Here is a 22,324-nt window from a genome sequence, read left to right as displayed (position 1 = left end):
ACTTAAATCGTTTAATCTCTCAAGAAATCAAGGTTGTGCTGATTTAAAAACTCATTTTCTTGAGCAAGTTCTAAAACAGTTTCTCCAAAATCAGTGGTAACGGATTTGTCTGCTCCTAATTTAAGTAATAAATGTAATAGGTCAGTATTTTTTGCCGTCATTGCTGCTTTTTGAAGTGGCGTTAAACCTTCGTCATTTTTAGTGTTTATAGAATTGTTAACGTTACTTACTTTCTGTACTAAATCGGTATTGCTTTTTTCTACAGCGATGTGGTACAGGGTGTTGTTCCCAGCCTGTAAGGCAGTCCAATCCAAACCTGCGTCGGATAAAAGTTTCCATTTTTGTTCAAAAGCTTTCAGATTTCGAGGCGAGAAATTATCCAACAAATGATATGCCAATGTGTTTTGATTTTTATCTTTAATTGTTACATCAGCTCCTTTTTCAAGCAAAAATTTTACCACTTCAGGGGTGTTGCCGCGCACGGCTTGGGTAAGGGCAGAAAAGCCTTCATTATTTTGAGTGTCGATATTTTTGCAATGTTGAGTAAGTGTTACCACCACTTCGCGAGAGTTGCGCAAGGCTGCCCACATCAGAGGAGTGTTTCCTTCTTTATCTACCTGATTTACATCATTGCCTTTTTTGATGAAGTAATCAATCACCTCTAAATTTTTATTTGATGAAGCAACAATCATTAAGGGGGTTATTCCTTCATTGTTAGGCTGGTTTGGAGAAATACCTTGTTTTTCTAAAAATTGAAAAAAGTCAAGGGTGTTGGTTTTCATTCGTGCACCTTGTGCAGCAGCAAACATTAGGTTTTCTCCTTTTTTATTCAGGGCTTTGATATTTATTTTTCGTTTTTTAAGTTGCTTAACAAGAGTTTCATTTCCTGAACGAGCGGCATAAAATGCAGCGTTGTTTCCGTTGTGGTCAGTACTTTTTAAGGATAATCCTTTTTTGATAAAAAAGTCAGCTTCTTTTATGTCTTTCATATTACCGATAGCTAAAAGCAAAGCATTAGCCCCTTGCTCGTTACGATAGTTAATATCTGCTCCGTTTTTAATAAGTAGCTCAATTACAGGTTGATTGTCTGTTCCACGGGCTGCGGCAAACAAAATGGGGTTGTATAGGTGTGAGTCGTATAGGTTTACATCTGCTCCTAATTTTATAAGTTTCTCAGCTAAAGGTAAATTCCCCTTCATAGCTGCCCAAAACAGATAGGTACGTTTGTCGTGAGTACGTTTATGTACATCGTTGCCCTCTAACGATAGCAAATATGAAATTACTTCTAAGGAAGCATCGTTAATAATTGCCATTGAAACGGCATCATAAGCACGTTCGTTTAATGAAGTAGGGCTGTTGCCTTCTGCAATTTTTTGTTTTACCTGTTCAACTGTGGGGTTTAACTTCCAAAAATCAGCAGTGTGGAAAGTGTTTTGTTGTGCATTTGCAAAAGCAAACACCCATAAAAATACCAAAAAGAGTTGTTTTTTCATATCCTATATAACTGAATTATAGTTTAAAATAACTAATAACGTTTAAAAACGGATCACTTCACTTTAATTAAATAATTGATGGTTTGATAATTCATTTTGTACGATTTCCCATTGTGGTCGCCCTCTTCTTTGTTTGACCACGAAAACTCAAGCAGATAATTTCCTTTCCAAAGCGGATTGAATTTAATCCTTCCGTTGCTATCAGTACGATATGCCATTGCCCAGCCATTTTCGGAAGTGATACTGACACGCTCTTTCCCGGCAACATTACCTTCTTTGAGCATTTTAAAAATCTTTGTTCCGTTTGTTTTTACTGCCGAAGTATCAAAAGAAAGCTGCAAGGGCAATTCTCCTAATGTAAGTTCTGAGACTTCTTTCGTGCCGACACTTACAAACGCTACCGACTGATAGGTAATTTTCATCTCCTTGAATACATCTTTTACCAGATGTTTTACCGAAAGCGTGTAGATGCCTTTTTGAGAAGGAATAAACGATGCCAAATAATGGCTTTCTTTTTGAGTTTTGTTCAAAACCTCTTTTTTCCCTGACGGATATATGAGCAACAGCTCTAAATCTTTAATGTCTGAAAACCATTTTTCAGTAAAGGTAGGGCTATCAGGCTCTCCGAAGAAAACTTTTACTTGATGGGGTTTGTTCAATTTTCCGTTAGCATCGGTTTCTATCCACACGGTGTGAGCGTATGTCGTTAAGCAACCTATTAAAAATAGCAATATATTTAAAAGTTCTTTTTTCATAATGTGCTGATATGTAATAAAGTTTTTTATGTTTTATTGTTTAGATACATAAATATCTATTATGGCATTGATTTGTTCTTGAGTTTTATATTTTTCTTCATTTAAAAGGTGTTCGTACAGAGTTTTTCCCTCTATTTTTTCCTGTACTTTGAGATTTCCTTTTTGCTCAAAAACCTTCTCCCAACGATTGCGAACTAAAGCCCATTTTTCTTTATTTTCTTGCCAGAATTCTTGAGCCGCCTTACATTTTTCATCAGCTACTTTTTTGTAAGTATTGTAGCCTCGTTCTTGTGCAATGACCAAATCGTCTTTATCATCTCGACGTAAAACTTTATCGTTATCTTGCTGGTGCAACCAACCGTAATTGGTGATTTCGTGTCGGTTACGTCTTAAAAGCACGTTATAATCGTTTCGGATTTCTTGTTCGCGTCGTGGCATTGGGGCATCTGCTTCACTTTCCCAAAAACTTTTGCCGTCCACGTGAACCCAAGTAGCGGTTTGTTCGTAACGTGGGCTGTCATCTACTTGATAGACTTTTTGTGTCCATTGTCCTTTCACTGCCGATTTGGGTAAGGAATAACTACTCCACTCATTGTCTTTTATATATTTTAGAAGGTCAGTGTTTTGATAAATCCAATCTTGTCGCCAATGCTTGATAACGTGCTGTTTATCTCTTTTTCCCACTACAAGCAAATGTTGCAAAACGAGTTTCTTTTTATTGTTTTCTATAAGCTCTACCCATTCCAAAGCTTTGGAACGACTTGATTTTGAAGGCACATATGTAGAATCAGCACCATACTGAAACGTTTCTGCATACTGAAACGTTACCTCATAACAGCCACACATACTTTTTATGGACTCAATATCTTTCTTGTTTTGAGCCTTAACTTCTGCTAAAAAAGAAATCACACATAAAACAACAAATAATCTTTTCATATCTTCTGAATATTAAGTATTTTAGACTAAACTCGGGGCAAATATAGCACTTTATTTTTATTTAGAATATATATAAATAATAATTTTTGATGTTTTTTAATTATTTGATATATAGTGATATATAAATTTTTGTTACTTATTTAAATAATTGATGGTAAAATGTAAGGAAAAAGCGTGGTATTAGGGAACATACGTCTTACTACATCATAAAAAACACGGTTTAGCGACCGTGTTTTTTACATTTTTATACATCTTTTTTGGTGATAATTCCTCAAGAAGTATGCTTGATTTTACAGATTATACAGCAAAAATACCATTTTATTATTCCTCTCTTTTTGTTGGAGGACTTTCAAAATCTTCTTTTCTTTTGGGAGGAAGATTTCTGGAAAGGCTGTAAATTCCAAAGAAAAGCAATGCCATACCCAGCACTAACATCCATTGATGATATTTCTCATCAAAAAAATCTCTGGAAAAAGCCAATATTACGCCTAAAAGCATACAAACATACAACCACTTGTTATTCATTTTCTTCATTTGTTATTTTTAATCAATTCGTAATAACTCTTTGGCTAACTGAATCATACGAGGTTCTCCAGTATGTTTATTGGGCTCATCAGAAATTTTAACCGTAGGTACCCATTCGTTATCGCTGGTAAGCACTTCGGTAAGTTTGATGACGATGTTCATCGGGCGTAATCCTACATCATTAGTAAGGTTCGTGCCGATACCGAACGAAATACCAATTTTGCCTTTGGTTGCCTCAGTAATTTCGGTTACTTTCTTAGGATTTAACCCATCTGAAAAGATGATGTATTTGTACATTGGGTTGATACCGTGTTTTCTATAATGCTCGATGGTTTTATTGGCAAAGGCGATAGGGTCACCGCTATCGTGACGGACTCCGTCAAAAAGTTTGGCAAATTTAGTATCAAAATGTTTGAAAAATACTTCTGTGGTATATGTATCGGAAAGTGCCACACCCAAGTCACCTCGAAAAACATCTACCCAATGCTCCAGCGACATTGCGTTTGCCATTTTGTACCCGTATTCAGCTGCGTGAAACATAAACCATTCGTGAGCGTGTGTCCCGATGGGTTTTACTTGATTTTTCATTGCGAAATGTACATTGCTCGACCCTATAAAACTCTTCTGTTGATTGCTCTTTAAGGTGCGCATTACCAAGTCGTGTACGTGATAAGAATGCCTACGACGTGTGCCAAATTCGGCAAAAGGTACTTCCAGTTCATTGTACAATTTTATTTTTTCAATGGTATTTTCAATGATTTTTGTATCCTCCCAATGCACTGCTCCTGTAAGTTTGTAATACAGTTCGCTAATCATTGCCAAGAGAGGTACTTCCCATAAAATGGTGCGGTACCAATATCCTGAAATTTGCACCTGAAGGTCTTCTCCCTCTTGTTCAATATGTACCTCTGAGGGGTCGTAACGGTATCCTTCCAAAAAGTCAATATAGGCCGGATTTAAATACGGACAGTTTTTTATGAGGAATTTTTTTTCGTCTTTAGTTAGTTTAAGTTGTGCCATTTGGGCTACCGAAACGCGCATTGCCTCGGCAAAACCTTCAGGGAATTTGTGCTCTCCACGATTGATAAATTTGTACCGTGCTTTTACATTAGGGAATAGTTTTACGGCGGCACATTGCATCGTAAATTTATAAAAATCATTATCTAACATTGAGTTAAATACCCTAAAGGTTTCATTTGTTGTTTGCATACCGAGTTTTAATTTGGGTTGACAAGCAAATGTAATATATTTATCTGAAAAACAAAATCAATATTAGCTGATATCTTTTGTGAATCGTTATCATTATCTGAAATATTTTTATATTTTAGCACACAGAAATAAAATAAATATTTAATAAATATGAAGGGACATTTATTAACCGCATTTTTACTTACAGGAGGCTTATCTATGGCACAAGAAGTTGCTTTTGAAGAGTATGATTTAGCCAATGGCTTACACGTAATTTTACATCAGGACAATTCTGCACCCGTGGTTACCACTGGAGTGATGTATCACGTTGGGGCAAAAGACGAAGACCCTACACGTACAGGATTCGCTCATTTTTTTGAACATCTTCTCTTTGAAGGAACTAAAAATATTGAACGTGGTAAATGGTTCGATATTGTTTCTTCAAATGGTGGAAGAAATAATGCCTTTACTACACAAGACAAAACTTACTACTATGAGGTTTTCCCTTCCAATAATTTGGAATTAGCCCTTTGGATGGAATCCGAGCGCTTGTTACACCCAGTAATCAATCAAGTAGGGGTGGATACTCAAAATGAGGTGGTTAAAGAAGAAAAGCGTCAACGTATTGACAATGCGCCTTACGGAAAAATCATTTACCGAACGGGCGTAAATCCTCATTTGTTTAAAAAACATCCTTACGGACAATCCGTTATCGGGAGTATGGAGCATTTAGATGCTGCCACCTTAGACGAATTCATCGCCTTTAAGAAGAAATTTTATAATCCTAACAATGCTGTTTTGGTAGTTGCAGGTGATATTAACATTGCACAAACTAAAAAATGGATTGAAAAGTATTTCGGAAAAATCCCTAATACGGCTGCAAAGCCCAAGCGAGTGGATATTCAAGAAGAGCCTATAAAACAGACCATCAAAGTTACTGAATACGATGCAAATATTCAGATTCCGATGAAATTATATGCTTACCGCACTCCAGGAATGAAAGAAAAAGATGCCTATGTTTTAAACCTGATTTCATCGATTCTTTCAGGAGGAAAAAGTTCACGTTTGTATAAAAAAATGGTAGATGATAAAAAATCAGCTTTGCAAGTATTGGCTTTTTCTGATTCTCAAGAAGATTACGGCACATACATCATTGGGGCTTTGCCTATGGCAGGAGTAAGTTTAGATGATTTAGGAAAAGACATTGACCAAGAAATTGAAAAACTACAAAACCAACTCATCTCTGAGCGCGAATTTGAGAAACTTCGCAATCAAATAGAGACTAATTTCGTAAACTCTAATCAAAGTACAGAGGGAATTGCCTTGTCGTTAGCCGATTATTACACCTTCTACAAAGACACCAATTTAATCAATAAATCGGTAGAAATTTATCGTTCTATCACTCGTGAAGACATCCAACGTGCTGCCAGAGAATACCTAAACCCGAACCAACGTTTGGATTTGGATTACTTGCCAGAAAGCACTAAAAAATAAGTTTTTACAAAAACAATTATCCATTTAAAGTATTGATAAATATGAAAAAAAATATCAAATTTATAATTACGCTTTTAATTACTTGTTTCACAGTAGTAACTATGGCACAAAATAATCGTTCAAAAATGCCTAAGCCAGGCAAAACTCCAGCTATCAATCTAAAAACTCCGGCTATTCATAAATTACCCAACGGAATTACGCTCTTAGTGGTTGAAAATCATAAGCTTCCTTGGGTTCGATTAAGTTTTGTTATGGATGTAGCTCCCTTTGCAGAAGGCGATAAAGCAGGGATTTCAGACCTAACGTCTTCAATGATGGGTAATGGTTCAAAAAACATTTCGAAAGATGATTTCAATGAAGAAGTTGATTTTTTAGGAGGAAGCATTCATTTGTCTACTGGTGGTGGTAGTGCATCGTCTTTACCTAAATATTTTCCACGAATTGTAGAAATGATGGCTGATGCAGCACTAAACCCTAATTTTACTCAAGAAGAATTGGATAAAGAAAAGGCTCGACTGATTCAAGGTATTAAATCTGGAGAAAATAGTGCCGATGCTATCGCTTCACGAGTACAAGGAGTTTTAATCTACGGCAGTCAGCATCCTTACGGAGAGTACGCCACCGAACAAACCATCAATAGTATTACTTTGGAAGATGTTAATAGCTTCTATAAAGACCATTTTTCTCCTGCTAATGTGTATATGGTAGTTTCAGGAGATATTAAGGAAGAACAAGCAAAAGAGTTGATTTCTAAACACTTTTACAATTGGATGCCTTCAACGGCGATGCAAAAAACGGTAAGCTCTCCTACCGATGTGCAATACACCCAAATCAATTTTGTGGATATGCCCAATGCCGTTCAATCGGAGATTCGAGTAAATAACTTGGTAGATTTAACGCTTTCCAATAAAGACTTCTTTGCTGTTTTAATTGCAAACCATATTTTAGGAGGTGATTTTGGAAGCTACATCAATATGAATCTTCGTGAAAAACACGCCTTTACTTATGGCGCGGGGTCTTCCGTAGGTACTAATAAATGGACGAAATCAAATTTTAAAATTCAAACCAAGGTACGCAATGCGGTAACTGATAGTGCTGTGGTTGAAATTTTGAAAGAAGTAAATCGTATCCGTGAAGAATATGTAACCGATAAAAGCCTTGCTCAAGCTAAAGCACAATATTTAGGTAAGTTTATTATGGCTACTGAAAATCCGGCAACTATGGCACAGTATGCCATCAATATCAAAACCCAAAATCTCCCTGAGGATTTTTATAAAAATTACATTGCCAACATCAATGCTGTTACCAAAGAAGATATTAAACGGGTGGTAAACAAATATTTCAAAACCAATAATTTAAGATTTACTATCGTAGGGAAAGGTAGTGAGGTTGCGCCCAAATTGGAAGCTCTTACTCACAACGGAAAAGCGATGCCTGTATTTTATTTTGATAAATTTGGTAATAGAACAGAAGCTCCTAAAAATCAGGTTATACCTAACGATGTTACTGCTCAAAATGTAATCGAAAAATATTTCAACGCCTTAGGAAGCCCTCAAGCCGTGAATGCAGTGAAAACCACGGCAACTTTCGGAAAAGCTGAAGTTCAAGGAATGACTCTTGATATTGCTATTAAAAGAAGCAAACAAAATAAGTTCAATCAAACGTTGAGTATGATGGGCAATGTGGTTTCAAAACAAGTTTACAATGGCAATAGCGGATATGCTGAAGTTCAGGGGCAAAGAGTTTCTATTGAAGGTAAAGATTTAGCTGTTTTACAACAAGAAAGTGGTATTTTTCCTGAAAATCATTTTAAAAATCATCCAGAAGTTACACTGGTGGGAGTTGAAAAAGTAGGCGAAGAAGAGGCTTATAACTTGCAAGTAACCGTTAACAAAAATGTGTTTTACAGCATTTCAAGTGGACTCAAAATCAAAGAAGTTTCTACTCAAGAAATGAACGGACAAACTATTGAAAACACGGTGTTTTACAAAGATTACAAAGAAGTAAACGGGGTTAAATTTCCTTTTACAATATCCATTGCGATAATGGGACAAACTTTAGATTTTAAAGTTCAAGAAATCAAGATAAATAGTGATGTTTCAGATGCTGATTTTGAATAAATTACTTAAAAAGTAGTTCGCTATAATTACCCTCAAAAAAGTGATACACTATTTTGGGGGTATTTTTATGGAAAAGAGATATGATTTAGTATTCAGTTTATGGTTTAAAGAGCAAACTCCAATCGGTAATTTTTTTTGATTTACTTTTTTTTGATAATTTAAAGGCTAAATCAGGATAAGCTTTATTGAAGATGAATGAAGAGCAAATATCTGCTACTTCTAAAAAAAATAACTCTCTGTTTTACAGAGAGTTATTTTGTGTTTTGTGACCTCGTCAGGATTCAAACCTGAAACCTCTTGAGCCGTAATCAAGTGCTCTATTCAGTTGAGCTACGAGGCCTAAATGTGGATGCAAATATACAACTTTTTTAGTTCTATACAAGTGTTGTCTCGTTATTTTTCAAAAAAATAAATTTTTTTCTTGTTATGAGGTGGTTATGTCATTAAATTTTAATACGCCAACCAAAAGGATCGTCGGTTTTATTGTATTGTATATTCAAAATAGCGTCTTTAATGGTTTGTGCGTATGTTTTTTCAGGACGTGTAAAGGTATAGTCTTTTCCGTTGTAGCCAAATCCGCTGATGGGACTGATAACTGCAGCCGTTCCGCTACCAAAAATTTCTTGAAGCGTACCCTTTTCAGCAGCTTGTACTAATTCTTGGACTTTTACAGGACGAACCTCAACTTTAATTCCTAATTTTTCTGCCATAGTAATAACGCTTTTTCGGGTTACTCCATCTAATATACGATCGCTGGTTGGGCAAGTAATCAATGTGTCATCAATACGGAAAAATAGGTTCATTGTTCCAGCTTCTTCCAAATACTCGTGGGAGGTGTCGTCTGTCCAGATGATTTGCTGGTAGCCTTCTTGAATAGCCAATTGAGTAGGATAAAACTGCCCAGCATAGTTTCCTGCTGCCTTTGCTGCCCCAAAACCACCATTGGCAGCACGGCTGTAATAGTCAGCTATTTTTACCTTTACATCTCCTCCGTAGTACGATTGTACTGGAGAGGTGATGATGAAAAACATATACTCTTTTGAAGGTGAGGCCATTACTCCAGGTGCCATAGCAATAACAAACGGACGTATATATAAGGAATTACCAAATCCTTTCTGAATCCAATCGCTATCTATTTTAAGTAGCTGACGCAAACCTTGGTCAAACCATTCTTCGGGAAATTCAGGGATAGCTAAGCGCTTTGAGGATTTATTTAAACGACGATAGTTTTCAAAAGGGCGGAAGAGAAATATATCTCCAGCATCATCCTTGTAAGCTTTCATTCCTTCAAAAACCGCCTGACCGTAATGAAATACGCTGGCTGAAGGCTCTAAGGTAATCGGAGCGTAAGGTTTTATTTGAGGTTGCTGCCATTGACCGTCTTTATAATGGCAGAAAAACATATGATCTGAAAATATTTTTCCGAAAGCCAAGTTGGAAAAATCTACTTGACCGATACGACTTTGTTTTACGCGTTCTATCTCTAAATTCATAACATTAATTTTTTATGCGAATGTATTGAATTATTATGAATTCTGAAATTATTTCTCGAATAAAGTAAGATTAGGTATCAAGATTCCATTTTTGATAGCCTGAAATTTATTTTATAAATTCGTGGTATAAAAAAATTGCACTTGGGGTTGAATGTGCCGAATGTACCTCTTTAAAATATTCCTTAAAAATTTAGAAAAAAATGATTACATTTGCTTGATGGAACAAATTTTAGGTAGATATATTCCTGAGAAAGCTGTGTTGGTTTGTTTTGAAATGATAAAGCACTACAAAGTGCATTTAAAAATTGTAAACGAGCGACGTACCAGACACGGAGATTATCGGTTGTTGCCTGATGGTCAGCATCAAATTACTGTTAATGCAGGGGGGAATAAGTATCGTTTTTTAATCACGTTAATCCACGAAATAGCTCATTTGGTGGCTTTTCAACGCTTTGGAAGACAGATAAAACCTCACGGACAGGAGTGGAAATATACTTTTCAGCAATTGATGTTGCCTTTTATTCGTCCTGAAATTTTTCCAGCACAGTTACTTCAGGTTGTAGCAAGGCATTTTAAAAATCCAACGGCTAGTAGTGACATTGATGTACACTTGTCGGTAGCTTTGAAAAAATATGATCAACAGCACGATAAAAATTATATATTTGAGCTCCCTTTAGGTAGTATTTTTCGAACCGATGATGGGAGGGTATTTCAAAAAGGTAAAAAACGAATTAAAAGATACGAATGTTTAGAGGTTAGTTCAGGACGAATTTTTATATTTCAGCCTCACGCCGAGGTGGAGCCTCTTCGCATTACACAATAACTTTATTTTTATGATGGATATCAATCATTATGCAGTAATTATGGCAGGAGGGATAGGCTCTCGCTTTTGGCCTATAAGCACTTCAGATTATCCTAAGCAATTTCACGATATGTTGGGTTCGGGAAGAACGCTACTACAGAAAACGTTTGACCGTTTGAGTGGTTTTATTCCCAAAGAAAATATATTGGTGCTTACCAATGCGATGTATTTTGATTTGGTTCACCAGCAATTACCCGATTTACACTCAGAGAATGTGGTTTCAGAGCCTTGTATGCGAAATACAGCACCTTGTATTTTATATGCGGCTATGAAAATCAAGCAGAAAAACCCCAATGCTGTAATGATTGTTGCTCCTAGCGACCATTGGATTGAAAATGAAATAGCTTTCATATCTGATGTAAAAGCGTGTTTTGAAGCTGCTAAAACTTCAGATATTTTGATGACTTTGGGGATTGTACCTACTTTTCCCAATACGGGATACGGCTATATTCAGTATGAAAAGCAAACACAACGGCACATTAAAAAAGTAAATAAATTTCGTGAAAAGCCTGATTATGAAACGGCAAAATCCTTTTTAAATGAAGGAAATTTTCTGTGGAATGCTGGGATTTTTGTATGGAGCGTAAGTAGTGTCTTAAAAGAGTTTGAAAAATATCAACCCGTGCTTTTTGCTCTTTTTGAGGCAGGGAATCAATATTACAACACTTCTTCTGAGGCAGATTTTATTAAAGAACAATATCCTAAGGCAGAAAATATTTCGGTAGATTATGCGATTTTAGAGCCTTCGGATAATATTTTTGTATATCCAGCTCATTTTGATTGGAACGACTTGGGTACTTGGGGCTCTCTTCACGAAAAATTGCCTAAAGATGAACAGCAAAACGCCACGGTCAATGCCCAAGTGCTTTTTAAAAGTGCCAAGAATAACATCGTACGAACTGAAAATAAAAAAATTGTGATTATTGACGAACTTGATGATTATATTGTTGTTGATAAAGAAGAAGTTCTTTTGATATATCCTAAGTATAAAGAACAGCAAATCAAAGAAATACTCAATGAAGTCAAGGTTAAATTTGGTGACCATTTAGGTTGATTTTAAGGGAAATAACTTCCTGAAAATGAAATAAAATCTCAAATATAACCCTTGATTACCTTTGAGATTTTTTTATCAAAATATCGTTTTATTCACTATCAAAGGGCAAATGCAATAAAAATTAACATATAAAAATTGGGAAAGTTCGACTAATATTATACTTTTACCTTAAAATGAAAATTATGAAGGCATTACTAGTCGTTTTGAGCGTTTTATTTTTAACGGTGATTAACGCCCAAGAGGTTAAAAAGTCACAAGAAATACAGCTAACCAATGGAGATTTTGCTATTGATGGGGTTTTGCAACTTCCAGACAAAATCAAGTCTCCACTGCTGATTTATGTGCCAGGTTCAGGCAATATAGACCGAAATGGTAATCAACCTAATACTTTTGTACAAGCTTCTTATATTCAGCAGTTAGCAGATTCTTTGGTTGCAAAAGGTATTGCTATTTTTCGTTATGATAAACGTACGGCAAACACTAAAAATAAGGCACTTCTTAGTCAATCCATTTGTTTTGAGGATTTTGTGTCAGACGTTAAGGCAATCATATCCTACTTCCGTAATGATGAGCGTTTTTCATCAGTCAACTTGTTGGGGCATAGCCAAGGGGCTTTGGTAGCGATGTTGGCTATTGATAGCGATATTAGTCGTCTAATTTGTGTAGCGGGTCCTTCTGAAAATGTCGAGCAAACTCTTGTAGCTCAGCTTAGAAAGCAGTCTCCAGCACTTGCCGATAAAGCCAAAGAGCACTTTCAGGAGTTGATGGAAACGGGAAATATCGCTCAGGTACATCCGTTTTTGATTTCGATTTTTGCCCCAGTAAATCTGAAATTCTTACAATCATACAACAAATACACGCCCGTTCAAGAAATCCGAAAGCTACAGCTCCCGATACTGATTATTAACGGTACTTCCGATTTGCAAGTAAGCCCAGCCGATGCAAAGAAAATGCACACCGTAGCCAGTGATAGCCGATTGGTAATTATTGAAAATATGACACACGTGCTTAAAATAGCAAATAATCTTTACGAGAATCAACAAACATACATCAACCCCAAATACCCTATTTCAACAGAACTTGTAAAGCAAATTACTGATTTTCTCACTCAAAATTAGTTATATAATTCTTCTATTAGGTTGGCTACCAAGGCAGTCCACCCAGTTTGGTGCGAAGCCCCCACACCTCGTCCGTTATCGCCGTGGAAATACTCGTAAAATAGAATTAAGTGTTTGAAGGCTTCTCTTTGATATAAATCCTGATGCAACAAGTTTACGGGGCGGTTTTCTTGTTTGTCTTTTTCAAAAATACGGATTAAACGTTTGCTAATTTCATTTGAAATCTCTTTAAAATTGAGTTGATTTTCGCTATTTCCAGTAGGAAATTCAAATTTAGTATCGTCATAGAAATGAGATAATTCGCGTAAGGCATCAATCAAAATATAGTTGATAGGAAACCATATAGGTCCTCGCCAATTGCTATTGCCTCCAAAGAGGTGGCTGGTAGATTCGGCAGGGTCATAAGCAATTTGGTAATTATTGCCTTCAAGAGGCACTGAAAAAGGATTTTCATATACTTTTGAAAGCGAACGAATGCCATAGTCGCTTAAAAATTCTTTTTCGTTGATGAGTGTACGTATGAGCTTAGCGATTCGGTTTTTAGGTACCAAAGACAATAAAATACCATCATCTGATGCTTGAGTTTGGATGATAGGGTGTTTTAATTTGTTCATTCGGTGTTTTTTAAACCACGAAAAACTATTTTTAAATCGTGGGAGACGGTCTAAAGTTTCTTTGTCGATATACAATACAGCGATTAAGGCAAGCATACCTACCACCGAACGTACTTTTACCAACTTTGAATTTCCATCGTGGAAGATGATTTTGTCGTAAAAAAAGCCGTCGTTTTCGTCCCAAATTCCCTTGTTTTCTTCGTTCATATGGTTTAAGGCTTTGGCAATATGAATGAAGTGACCAAAATATTTGGTTGCCATTTCTTCATAGGATTCGTCTTCTTTTGAAATTTCAAGGCTGATTTTTAGCATAGAAAGACAATAAAGAGCCATCCAAGCTGTACCATCAACTTGTTCTAAAACTTTTACCCCAGGAATGCCTTGACTGCGGTCGAAAATCCCGATGTTATCTAGTCCTAAAAATCCACCTTCAAAAACGTTGTTTTCAGTACGGTCTAATCGGTTAACCCACCAAGTGAAATTTACGGTAAGTTTGTTAAACATACGTTTAAGGAAAGCAATATCAGCTTTTCCTGTTTGTTTTTTATCTATAAGATAAATCATTACCGTAGCCCAAGGCTGTACAGGAGGATTGACATCACTGAAATTCCATTCGTAAGCCGGTATCTGCCCGTTGGGCTTCATATACCATTCTTTAGTAAATAGTAGCAGTTGCTCTTTAGCAAACTGACTATCAATCATTGCCATACTCACGCAGTGGAAAGCTGAATCCCACGAGGCGTACCACGGATATTCCCATTTGTCAGGCATCAGCAAAATATCGTGATTGCGTAGTGTTTGCCAATGGGCATTTCTGCCTTGCCAACGTTGTTTTGGGGGCTGGGGTTGTTTAGGGTCGCCTTCCAGCCATTTCTCAACGTCAAAATAGTAGTATTGTTTGCTCCAAAGTAATCCTGAAAGAGCTTGTTTTTGAATATAGAATAGTTCTTCGCTTTTAGGTTTAAGAATATCCCGATAAAAATCGTCACACTCTTTAGCTCTTTGTAAAAATAAATTTTCACAATGGATAAAGGGCTGATTTTGTTTTTGATTAGATAATCGAAGAAAAATGGTTTTACTGCTTTTTGCTTCAATATCAAATTGATACATTGGGGCAAACTTTGTGCCGTGTTTGCGCTGTGTTGGTAGAGAGATATCTCCTGAAATTACTGCTGTATGAAACAAATCCTTTTTGAAAGGATGATCGTTAGGGTGACAATGTATTTTTTCGTCATTGGTTTCATTTTCAGTGAATAGATGATGTAAGGCGCGGTCGAAATACAAATAATAAGTGCCTAAACTCTCGTGTTCGATACGCACAAAATGGTTTTGGTTATCGCTTTCCAAAATAATTTCTGGTTTTTTATCAATTTCGATAAAGCTCCAATAATTACGAAGCAAAAGAGTAGGTAGTAGGGTCAGTGGTGCCGTTTCATCGCCTTGATTGGTTGCCGTTATCTTCATAAAAATATCGTTTTCACTGGCTTTGGCGTATTCAATTTGAATGTCGAAATAGGCATTTTGGTCGAAAATACCTGTCTCAATGAGTTCAAATTCGGGGTCGTGAAGCCCACGTTCTGCATTGGTTTGTTCCAAAAGTTGATAAGGGAACTCATTTTGAGGGTATTTGTAGAGGTATTTCATATAGGCGTGAGTAGGGGTATTGTCTAAATAATAGTACAATTCTTTAACGTCTTCCCCGTGGTTGCCTTGATTGTTGCTTAGTCCGTAGAGTCGTTCTTTAAGTATGGGGTCTTTTCCGTTCCAAAGGGCTACGGAGAGGCAAATGTTACACAATCGGTCTGAGATTCCAGCCAGTCCGTCTTCCCCCCAGCGGTAGGTTCGGCTTCGGGCATCGTCGTGCGAGAGGTAATTCCAAGCATCGCCATTGGCGCTGTAATCTTCACGAACAGTTCCCCATTGGCGTTCACTGAGATAGGGTCCCCAATTGAGCCATTGTTTTTCGCGTTTGTTTTTTTCTTCAATACGTTGCTTTTCCGAAGATTCAAAAGTAGAAAAATTGTCCATAATGTATTTTTTGTTTTAAAACGATGATTTATATGAGTCCAGCACGTTTGAGCAGTCCCTCTGCTGAAGGTTTCTTTCCTCGGAAACGTTCATAAAGCGTCATCGGGTGTTCGCTTCCTCCTTTGCTTAAAATGTGTTCTTTGAATTTATCTGCTGTTTCTCGATTGAAAATTCCGTTTTCGGAAAAAAACTCAAAAGCATCAGCGTCAAGTACCTCCGCCCATTTGTAACTATAATATCCTGAGGCATATCCTCCTTGAAAAATATGAGAAAACGCCGTTGAGGTACAAATTTCATCTATATTAGGTAGGATTTCAGCAGCTGAAATCGCTTCATTTTCAAAAGATTTTACGTTTTTTATTTCATTTGAAGGATAAGTATGCCAAGCCATATCTAATAAACCGAAACTCAGCTGACGTATGGTTTGCATACCTTCCATAAAGGTGGCTGCTTCTTTGATTTTGTTAACTAAATCAATGGGAATGAGTGTGTTGTTTTTGTAATGATGGGCAAATAAGGCTAAGGCTTCCGGTTCATAACACCAATTTTCCATAATTTGGCTGGGAAGTTCCACGAAATCCCAATAGACGTTGGTTCCACTGAGGTTCGGATAGGTAGTGTTTGCCAACATACCGTGAAGCGCGTGTCCGAATTCGTGGAAGAGGGTGGTTACTTCGTTGAAATTAAGCAGTGAAGGTTCGCTTTTTGTGGGACGAGTAAAATTGCAAACGATGGAAATATGCGGACGAGAATTTACGCCATACCGCTTATATTGGTTTTTGAAGGAAGTCATCCAAGCTCCGTTTCGTTTGCCTACGCGCGGATGAAAATCAGTGTAAAAAACGGCTACTTCGTTGTTTTGATCATCGGTAACGAGGTAAGTATCCACCTCGGGGTGGTATTTATCAATGGCGTTTGTTGGAGTAAAATGCAATCCGTAAAGCCGATGAGCTATTTTAAACATTCCTTCTACCACGTTTTCTAAACGAAAAAAAGGTTTCAGAATTTCATCATCAAACTCAAAACGCTCTTGTTTGAGTTTTTCACCATAGTAAGAAGTATCCCATTTTTGTAGGTCGATGATGCCGTCTTTCTCAAAGGCATATTTTTTTAAATCTTCCAATTCGTGTTTGGCAGCAGGGAGTGCCTTTTGGAGTAAGTCTTTTAGAAAAATATTTACTTTTTCGGGGGATTGTGCCATACGTTCCTCCAAAACGAAATGTGCATAATTGTTGTAACCTAATAATTTGGCTCTTTGTTCTCGCAGCTTTACAATTTCAAGCACGGTTTCTTCGTTATTGTGTTTATTGTTATGAAAACCTTTGCTGCTGTAAGCTAAAAAAAGAGTTTTTCGTAAATCACGATTTTTGGCATATTTCAGAAAAGGCACATAACTTGGAAAATCAAGAGTAAAAATCCAACCCTTTTTGTTTCTTTCCTGAGCTAATTGAGCAGCGGCTTCAATCACTTGCTCGGGCAAACCTTTAAGGTCGTTTTCATCGGTGATGAGTAGTTCGTAATTTTGGGTTTCAGCAAGTACGTTTTCACCGAAATGCAGACTTAAAGCGGCGAGTTTTTTATCAATCTCACGCAGTTTTTGTTTTTCTTCTTCGGGTAAGTTGGCGCCATTTCGGGTAAAACTTTTGTAAGTGTTTTCCAAAAGTGTTTGTTCTTCGGCAGACAAAGAAAGGGTTTCTTTTTGCTCATAAACCACCTTGATGCGCTGAAAAAGAGCGGTATTTAGCCGAATATCATTGGTGTAATCAGTTAAAATAGGCGAAATTAGCTGGGCTTGTTCTTGCATCAAAGGGCTGGTTTCAGCACTGTTAAGATTAAAGAACATTGACGATAATCGGTCTAACTTTTCGCCACAAAAAGCCAATGCCTCAATGGTATTTTCAAAAGTAGGTATTTCTGAATTGTTAGTAATTTGCTCAATTTCAGCTAAACTTTCGGTAATAGCGTTTTCAATGGCAGGTTTATAATCTGTAACCCCAAATTGGCTAAAAGGAGCTGTGTCGTAAGGGGTGGAAAAAATATTTTTAATAGTCATTTTTATTTGAATCTGTAAGTGAGGGGCAAAAATACGCAAATTGTTCGGATGTAAATCTTTTTTAAGAGTCGCTTCGGCTTAAAAATGTAAAAATAAATGGAGTTGATAGTTGTTTTTGATATGCTGAATTTTATTATTTTTGCCTCAAAAATCAGGATAATTTTTAAATTTGTAACCAATGAACTTTGATTTAGCCGAAATTCGAACAATTGCTGCTGAATTATTTGTTGTGATAGATATCATTGGGAGTATTCCCATTGTATTGGACTTACGGAAAAAAGTGGGACATATCCATTCGGAAAAAGCTACCATAGTGGCTGGGCTTTTGATGATTGCTTTTCTCTTTTTAGGTAAGGAAATATTGGAGTTTATAGGGCTTACCGAGCAAACCTTCGCTATAGCGGGTTCTTTTATTATTTTCTTTTTTGCTTTAGAGATGATTTTGGGTATTTCGCTTTACCGAGATGACCACCCCGAAACGGCTTCAATCGTACCTATTGCTTTTCCGCTCATTGCAGGAGCTACTTCTTTAACAATGATTTTGAATTACAGCTCTAAATATCATACCGAAAACATTATTGTTGCCATTCTTATTAACCTGATTATTGTTTACTTAGTGCTTAAATCTGCTAAAAAAATATATGATTTTTTAGGTAAACAAGGTATTAGTATTGTGCGTAAAGTTTTCGGTGTGATTTTACTTGCCATTGCTATAAAACTTTTTGCAGAAAACGGAAGTAAACTTATGATTCTCATCAAAGAGAAACAAACTGAAGAGCTATTGAAAAAAACTGAGGAAAAAACAGCATACAATGAAAATTTTATCTATTATTTTGGTAATAGTAGCCCTTGTACTTATAGGGTTTAATATTACTTACATTGATTTGGACAATCCGTTTTCGGGCAATAGTATGGTGGCTATCATAGCCATTGTTGCCGCTTTATGCGCCTTGATGCTACTAGCATTGCTTTATGTTTCCAGAAAAATCAACGACAAGCTGAAATAAATAATTTTTTAGCCGAATTATATTTTTTACCTTTGCTTGGTGATTAACCAGTCAAGGCTAGTGTCTTTGTGCTGTTTTTTTTAATTAAGAATAAAGATGAGTAAATTAAATAGTATATCGCAACTTACAAATAATGAGCAAGGTATGTTTTTTTTGTTGGCAGGACCTTGCGCTATTGAGGGCGAGACAATGGCAATGCAAATTGCTGAAAAAATAGTTAAAATCACGGAAAATCTCCGTATCCCTTATGTTTTCAAAGGGAGTTTTAAAAAGGCGAATCGCAGTCGTATCGATTCTTTTACAGGAATTGGTGACGAAAAAGCCTTGAAAATCTTACGAAAAGTAGGCGAAACTTTTGGTGTTCCTACTATTACTGATATTCACGAGGTTTCTGATGCCCAAATGGCAGCTGAATATGTTGATGTATTGCAAATTCCTGCTTTTTTGGTACGTCAGACCGATTTGGTGGTGGCGGCTGCAAAAACAGGGAAGGTGGTCAACTTGAAAAAAGGGCAGTTTATGAGTCCTGAAAGTATGAAACACGCGGTACAAAAAGTAATAGACTGTGGCAATCCCAATACATTAGTTACTGATAGAGGTACAATGTTTGGTTATCAAGATATGATTGTTGATTTTCGAGGTATCCCCACTATGCGTGAATTTGCCCCTGTGGTGCTTGATGTTACTCATTCGCTGCAACAACCCAATCAGACCTCTGGCGTAACTGGTGGAAGACCTGAAATGATTGAAACCATTGCCCGAGCAGGTATTGTAAATCAAGCTGATGGGTTGTTTATTGAAACTCATTTCGATCCTGCTAACGCCAAAAGCGACGGAGCTAATATGCTTCATTTGGATTTGTTGGAAGGACTTTTAACCAGACTTGTAGCCATCCGAAAAACCATCAATCAGTTCTAATTCAGTTAAATCACTGAAAACAAAATCACAAAACGTAATCAAATCTGTATTCAATGTCTCAAAATCATAAAGAAGCGTTAAAAGACCCTATTTTTTTACTTATTAGCCAAGTAGCCAATGAAATAGCGTTGGAAAGCTATGTGGTAGGGGGCTTCGTTCGTGATTTTCTTTTGGGAAGAAGATTGCCTAAAGACATTGATGTCGTTTGTATTGGTAGTGGAATTTCTTTAGCAGAGAAAGTAGCTGAAAAACTCTGTGGAAACCCAAAAGTCTCTGTGTATAAGAATTTTGGCACAGCAATGATTAAGGCTAAAGATTTGGATTTGGAATTTGTGGGAGCTCGAAAGGAAAGCTATCAGAGCAATTCCAGAAAACCTTATGTGGAAAGCGGTTCTTTGCAAGACGACCAAAATCGTAGGGATTTTACCATAAATGCGATGGCTCTTTCGCTCTCTCAAGCTGATTTTGGAGCGCTTATTGACCCCTTTGATGGTGTTTCCGACTTGAAAAACAAAATCATACGCACACCACTCGACCCCGATATTACTTATAGTGATGACCCCCTACGAATGATGCGCGCCATTCGTTTTGCTTGTCAGTTGAACTTTCAAATTCAAGAAGAATCATTACTAGCGATTACTCGGAATAAAGAGCGAATAAAAATCATTTCTAACGAACGTATCGTTGATGAACTTCACAAAATATTGGCTTGTGAAAAACCTTCTGTGGGTCTTAAGCTTTTGTACACTACGGGCTTACTTCATTACATACTTCCTGAGTTGATTCAACTTCAAGGGGTGGAGGAAAAGGAAGGACAACTCCATAAAGACAATTTCTGGCATACCCTCGAAGTGGTGGATAACATCGCACAGCATACAGATAATTTATGGCTGCGTTGGGCTGCCCTATTGCACGATATCGGTAAAGCGCCTACCAAACGATTTGACAAAAAAATCGGTTGGACTTTCCACGGGCACGAGTTTTTAGGAAGCAAAATGGTCTTCCAGATTTTTAAACGATTGCGTATGCCTTTGAACGAAAAAATGAAGTATGTTCAAAAAATGGTGCGTATGAGTTCTCGCCCTATTGTTATTGCTGAAGACGTAGTAACTGATTCTGCTGTAAGGCGTTTGGTGTTTGATGCTGGTGATGATTTTGAGGATTTGATGACTCTTTGTGAGGCTGATATCACTACTAAAAACCCTAAAAAATTCCAGAAATATCATCGTAATTTTCAAATTGTACGTCAGAAAGTGGTGGAAGTGGAAGAAAAAGACCATATACGTAATTTTCAGCCACCTATATCAGGGGAAGAAATTATGGCTATTTTCAATTTAAAACCTTCTCCAGAGATTGGCATACTTAAAGAAGCCATAAAAGAAGCTATTTTGGAAGGAAAAATTCCTAATGAATATGAGGCGGCAAAAACGTTTATGTTTGAAAAAGCTCGAAAAATGCAACTGAAGTTTTAATTCTGATTTACTTTCAACTTTTTTACCGTATCTTCCGAAATTTTGATGTTTTCGGCTTCTATTCCTCTTAAAATTAAATCAATAAATCTTTTTGTGTATATCTCTATTTTCGGATTGGTTACATTGAAAAGCATTACAATTACCACTTGCGGTTCAGGGTAAACATAAAACCAAGCATATCCGCCAATGCCGTTGCCGATATGCCCAAAATAAGGTCTGCCTTTCCAATCGTTGCCTGTTTGCCAACCGATACCATAGCCTGTTTTTTGTTTATCGGTGGTATATTGTGAGGTAAGCATCTGTGTTTTTGTGTTTTCCGATAAGAAGTTTTTATCCAGTAGTGCGTTACCCAAACGAGCAATGTCCTCCGAAGTAGATAAAAATCCGCCTCCAGCAAGTTTGTAAAAGTTATTTACAGCGGGAGCTATGGTAAAACTTCTTTTGTTTTTGCTGTAAGGAATAGATTGATTTTCAGTAACTTTTCCTCTATCGGCAAGGGTGTTGTACATCGAAAGTGGTTGCAAAACTTCTTCAAAGACAATATTCTCAAAAGGTTTTTTAAGATGTTTTTGCACAGCAAGTGAAATTAAATTCCAATTAAAGGTATTGTAATTATACTCACTGCCTGGGATAGCAATTAAGGGGTCGTTTTTAAACATATCGATGCCCTCTTCTATGCTAAAAGGTTTATTACTAAACATTTCTTTGCCTCTGTAACCTCGTATGCCCGATAAATGTCCGCCCAATTGCTCAATAGAAAAGTCAAAGTTTTTCTTCGGAAAATCAGGCAAGTATTTATATACTGAAGCCTTCCAATCCATCAATTTTTTATCTTGTAACTGAGCCAGAGCTGTTGCAGAAATGGGTTTAGACACACTGGCTACTCTAAAAAGGGTTTTAGAGGGATTTATGGGTGTTTTTTGTTGGATATTTGCCCAACCGTAGCCTTGTTGCCAAAGGGTGTGGTTGCCTTTGGTGATTGTTATTGATGCTCCAGGTACTTGTCCGTCTTCAATGAGAAATTTTATAATTTTTTCAGCTTCTTCCTTTGCTTCTTTAAAAGATTTTATAGCTGTAAGTTCTTTTTGTAGTAAAGAGTTTTCTGGCAGATTTTGAGAAAAAGAAATCTGAAAAAAACAGCATAAAATTGAAAACCCAATGATAGACTTTAGATGAGGCATTTTATGAGATGAG

At 36.7% G+C, this 22,324-nt stretch carries 18 protein-coding genes and 1 tRNA gene; 9 read left to right on the top strand and 10 right to left on the bottom strand.

The genetic code is table 11. From position 1 onward, the window contains the following. Positions 1-11: 11 nt before the first annotated feature. From CGC47_RS05530 to pncB, 5 genes are all read right to left on the bottom strand, one after another. On the bottom strand, positions 12-1,493 hold the full coding sequence (locus tag CGC47_RS05530; protein WP_042000624.1) for an ankyrin repeat domain-containing protein: 1,482 nt from the start codon (positions 1,491-1,493) through the stop codon (positions 12-14). Between the two features lie 53 nt (positions 1,494-1,546). Continuing rightward, the gene (locus tag CGC47_RS05525; RefSeq protein WP_042000627.1) at positions 1,547-2,248 is read right to left on the bottom strand and encodes a DUF4198 domain-containing protein; all 702 of its coding nucleotides are present in this window, start codon (positions 2,246-2,248) and stop codon (positions 1,547-1,549) included. A 33-nt stretch (positions 2,249-2,281) separates the two neighbouring features. After that, on the bottom strand, positions 2,282-3,184 hold the full coding sequence (locus tag CGC47_RS05520) for a DUF6607 family protein (protein ID WP_042000630.1): 903 nt from the start codon (positions 3,182-3,184) through the stop codon (positions 2,282-2,284). Positions 3,185-3,505: 321 nt separating this feature from the next. Next, positions 3,506-3,718, bottom strand: coding sequence for a hypothetical protein (locus CGC47_RS05515; RefSeq protein ID WP_013998097.1), 213 nt, complete (start codon positions 3,716-3,718; stop codon positions 3,506-3,508). 9 nt (positions 3,719-3,727) lie between these two features. Further along, on the bottom strand, positions 3,728-4,918 hold the full coding sequence (gene pncB, locus CGC47_RS05510) for a nicotinate phosphoribosyltransferase (RefSeq protein WP_042000633.1): 1,191 nt from the start codon (positions 4,916-4,918) through the stop codon (positions 3,728-3,730). 198 nt (positions 4,919-5,116) lie between these two features. Here pncB and CGC47_RS05505 point away from each other — a divergent pair, with 198 nt between their 5' ends. Both CGC47_RS05505 and CGC47_RS05500 read left to right on the top strand, forming a co-directional pair. Beyond that, positions 5,117-6,391: a M16 family metallopeptidase gene (locus CGC47_RS05505; protein WP_041913668.1), complete on the top strand. Its 1,275-nt coding sequence runs from the start codon at positions 5,117-5,119 to the stop codon at positions 6,389-6,391. A gap of 41 nt (positions 6,392-6,432) precedes the next feature. After that, on the top strand, positions 6,433-8,511 hold the full coding sequence (locus CGC47_RS05500; RefSeq protein ID WP_095900098.1) for a M16 family metallopeptidase: 2,079 nt from the start codon (positions 6,433-6,435) through the stop codon (positions 8,509-8,511). Positions 8,512-8,777: 266 nt separating this feature from the next. On the opposite strand, the gene CGC47_RS05495 is transcribed toward CGC47_RS05500, so the two are convergent. Both CGC47_RS05495 and CGC47_RS05490 read right to left on the bottom strand, forming a co-directional pair. Further along, positions 8,778-8,851, bottom strand: a tRNA-Arg gene (locus tag CGC47_RS05495). Between the two features lie 103 nt (positions 8,852-8,954). Then, positions 8,955-10,004 carry a branched-chain amino acid aminotransferase gene (locus CGC47_RS05490; protein ID WP_042000636.1) on the bottom strand — a complete coding sequence of 350 codons (1,050 nt, stop codon included), beginning with the start codon at positions 10,002-10,004 and terminating at the stop codon, positions 8,955-8,957. A 217-nt stretch (positions 10,005-10,221) separates the two neighbouring features. On the opposite strand from CGC47_RS05490, the gene CGC47_RS05485 reads away from it, so the two are divergent. From CGC47_RS05485 to CGC47_RS05475, 3 genes are all read left to right on the top strand, one after another. Further along, positions 10,222-10,827 (top strand): SprT-like domain-containing protein, encoded by a 606-nt coding sequence (locus CGC47_RS05485; protein ID WP_042000639.1) that lies wholly within the window; start codon positions 10,222-10,224, stop codon positions 10,825-10,827. 13 nt (positions 10,828-10,840) lie between these two features. Next, entirely contained in the window at positions 10,841-11,920 is a 1,080-nt protein-coding gene (locus CGC47_RS05480; RefSeq protein ID WP_042000683.1) for a mannose-1-phosphate guanylyltransferase, read from the top strand. A 182-nt stretch (positions 11,921-12,102) separates the two neighbouring features. After that, positions 12,103-13,038 carry an alpha/beta hydrolase gene (locus CGC47_RS05475; protein WP_157799868.1) on the top strand — a complete coding sequence of 312 codons (936 nt, stop codon included), beginning with the start codon at positions 12,103-12,105 and terminating at the stop codon, positions 13,036-13,038. Here CGC47_RS05475 and CGC47_RS05470 read toward each other — a convergent pair. Both CGC47_RS05470 and CGC47_RS05465 read right to left on the bottom strand, forming a co-directional pair. Next, entirely contained in the window at positions 13,035-15,680 is a 2,646-nt protein-coding gene (locus CGC47_RS05470) for an MGH1-like glycoside hydrolase domain-containing protein (protein ID WP_042000642.1), read from the bottom strand. The two genes, CGC47_RS05475 and CGC47_RS05470, sit on opposite strands and share 4 nt — an antisense overlap. 28 nt (positions 15,681-15,708) lie before the next feature. Then, positions 15,709-17,733, bottom strand: a complete 2,025-nt coding sequence (locus CGC47_RS05465) for a M3 family metallopeptidase (protein ID WP_095900377.1) — start codon at positions 17,731-17,733, stop codon at positions 15,709-15,711. A 178-nt stretch (positions 17,734-17,911) separates the two neighbouring features. On the opposite strand from CGC47_RS05465, the gene CGC47_RS05460 reads away from it, so the two are divergent. From CGC47_RS05460 to CGC47_RS05445, 4 genes are all read left to right on the top strand, one after another. Continuing rightward, entirely contained in the window at positions 17,912-18,601 is a 690-nt protein-coding gene (locus CGC47_RS05460) for a MarC family protein (protein ID WP_044729304.1), read from the top strand. Further along, complete coding sequence (locus CGC47_RS05455; RefSeq protein WP_013998084.1) at positions 18,546-18,740, top strand: hypothetical protein; 195 nt, start codon at positions 18,546-18,548, stop codon at positions 18,738-18,740. Before CGC47_RS05460 ends, CGC47_RS05455 begins: the two co-directional genes overlap by 56 nt. 96 nt (positions 18,741-18,836) lie before the next feature. Next, positions 18,837-19,658, top strand: coding sequence for a 3-deoxy-8-phosphooctulonate synthase (gene kdsA / locus CGC47_RS05450; RefSeq protein WP_042000645.1), 822 nt, complete (start codon positions 18,837-18,839; stop codon positions 19,656-19,658). Positions 19,659-19,711: 53 nt separating this feature from the next. Beyond that, a complete protein-coding gene (locus CGC47_RS05445; protein ID WP_042000648.1) occupies positions 19,712-21,130 on the top strand; it encodes a CCA tRNA nucleotidyltransferase in 1,419 nt (472 codons plus the stop codon). On the opposite strand, the gene CGC47_RS05440 is transcribed toward CGC47_RS05445, so the two are convergent. Further along, positions 21,127-22,311 (bottom strand): serine hydrolase domain-containing protein, encoded by a 1,185-nt coding sequence (locus CGC47_RS05440; RefSeq protein WP_013998081.1) that lies wholly within the window; start codon positions 22,309-22,311, stop codon positions 21,127-21,129. The two genes, CGC47_RS05445 and CGC47_RS05440, sit on opposite strands and share 4 nt — an antisense overlap. Positions 22,312-22,324 lie beyond the last annotated feature (13 nt).

Source organism: Capnocytophaga canimorsus (assembly GCF_002302565.1).
Lineage (GTDB): Bacteria > Bacteroidota > Bacteroidia > Flavobacteriales > Flavobacteriaceae > Capnocytophaga > Capnocytophaga canimorsus.
This window is presented reverse-complemented; position numbering and strand designations above follow the sequence as displayed.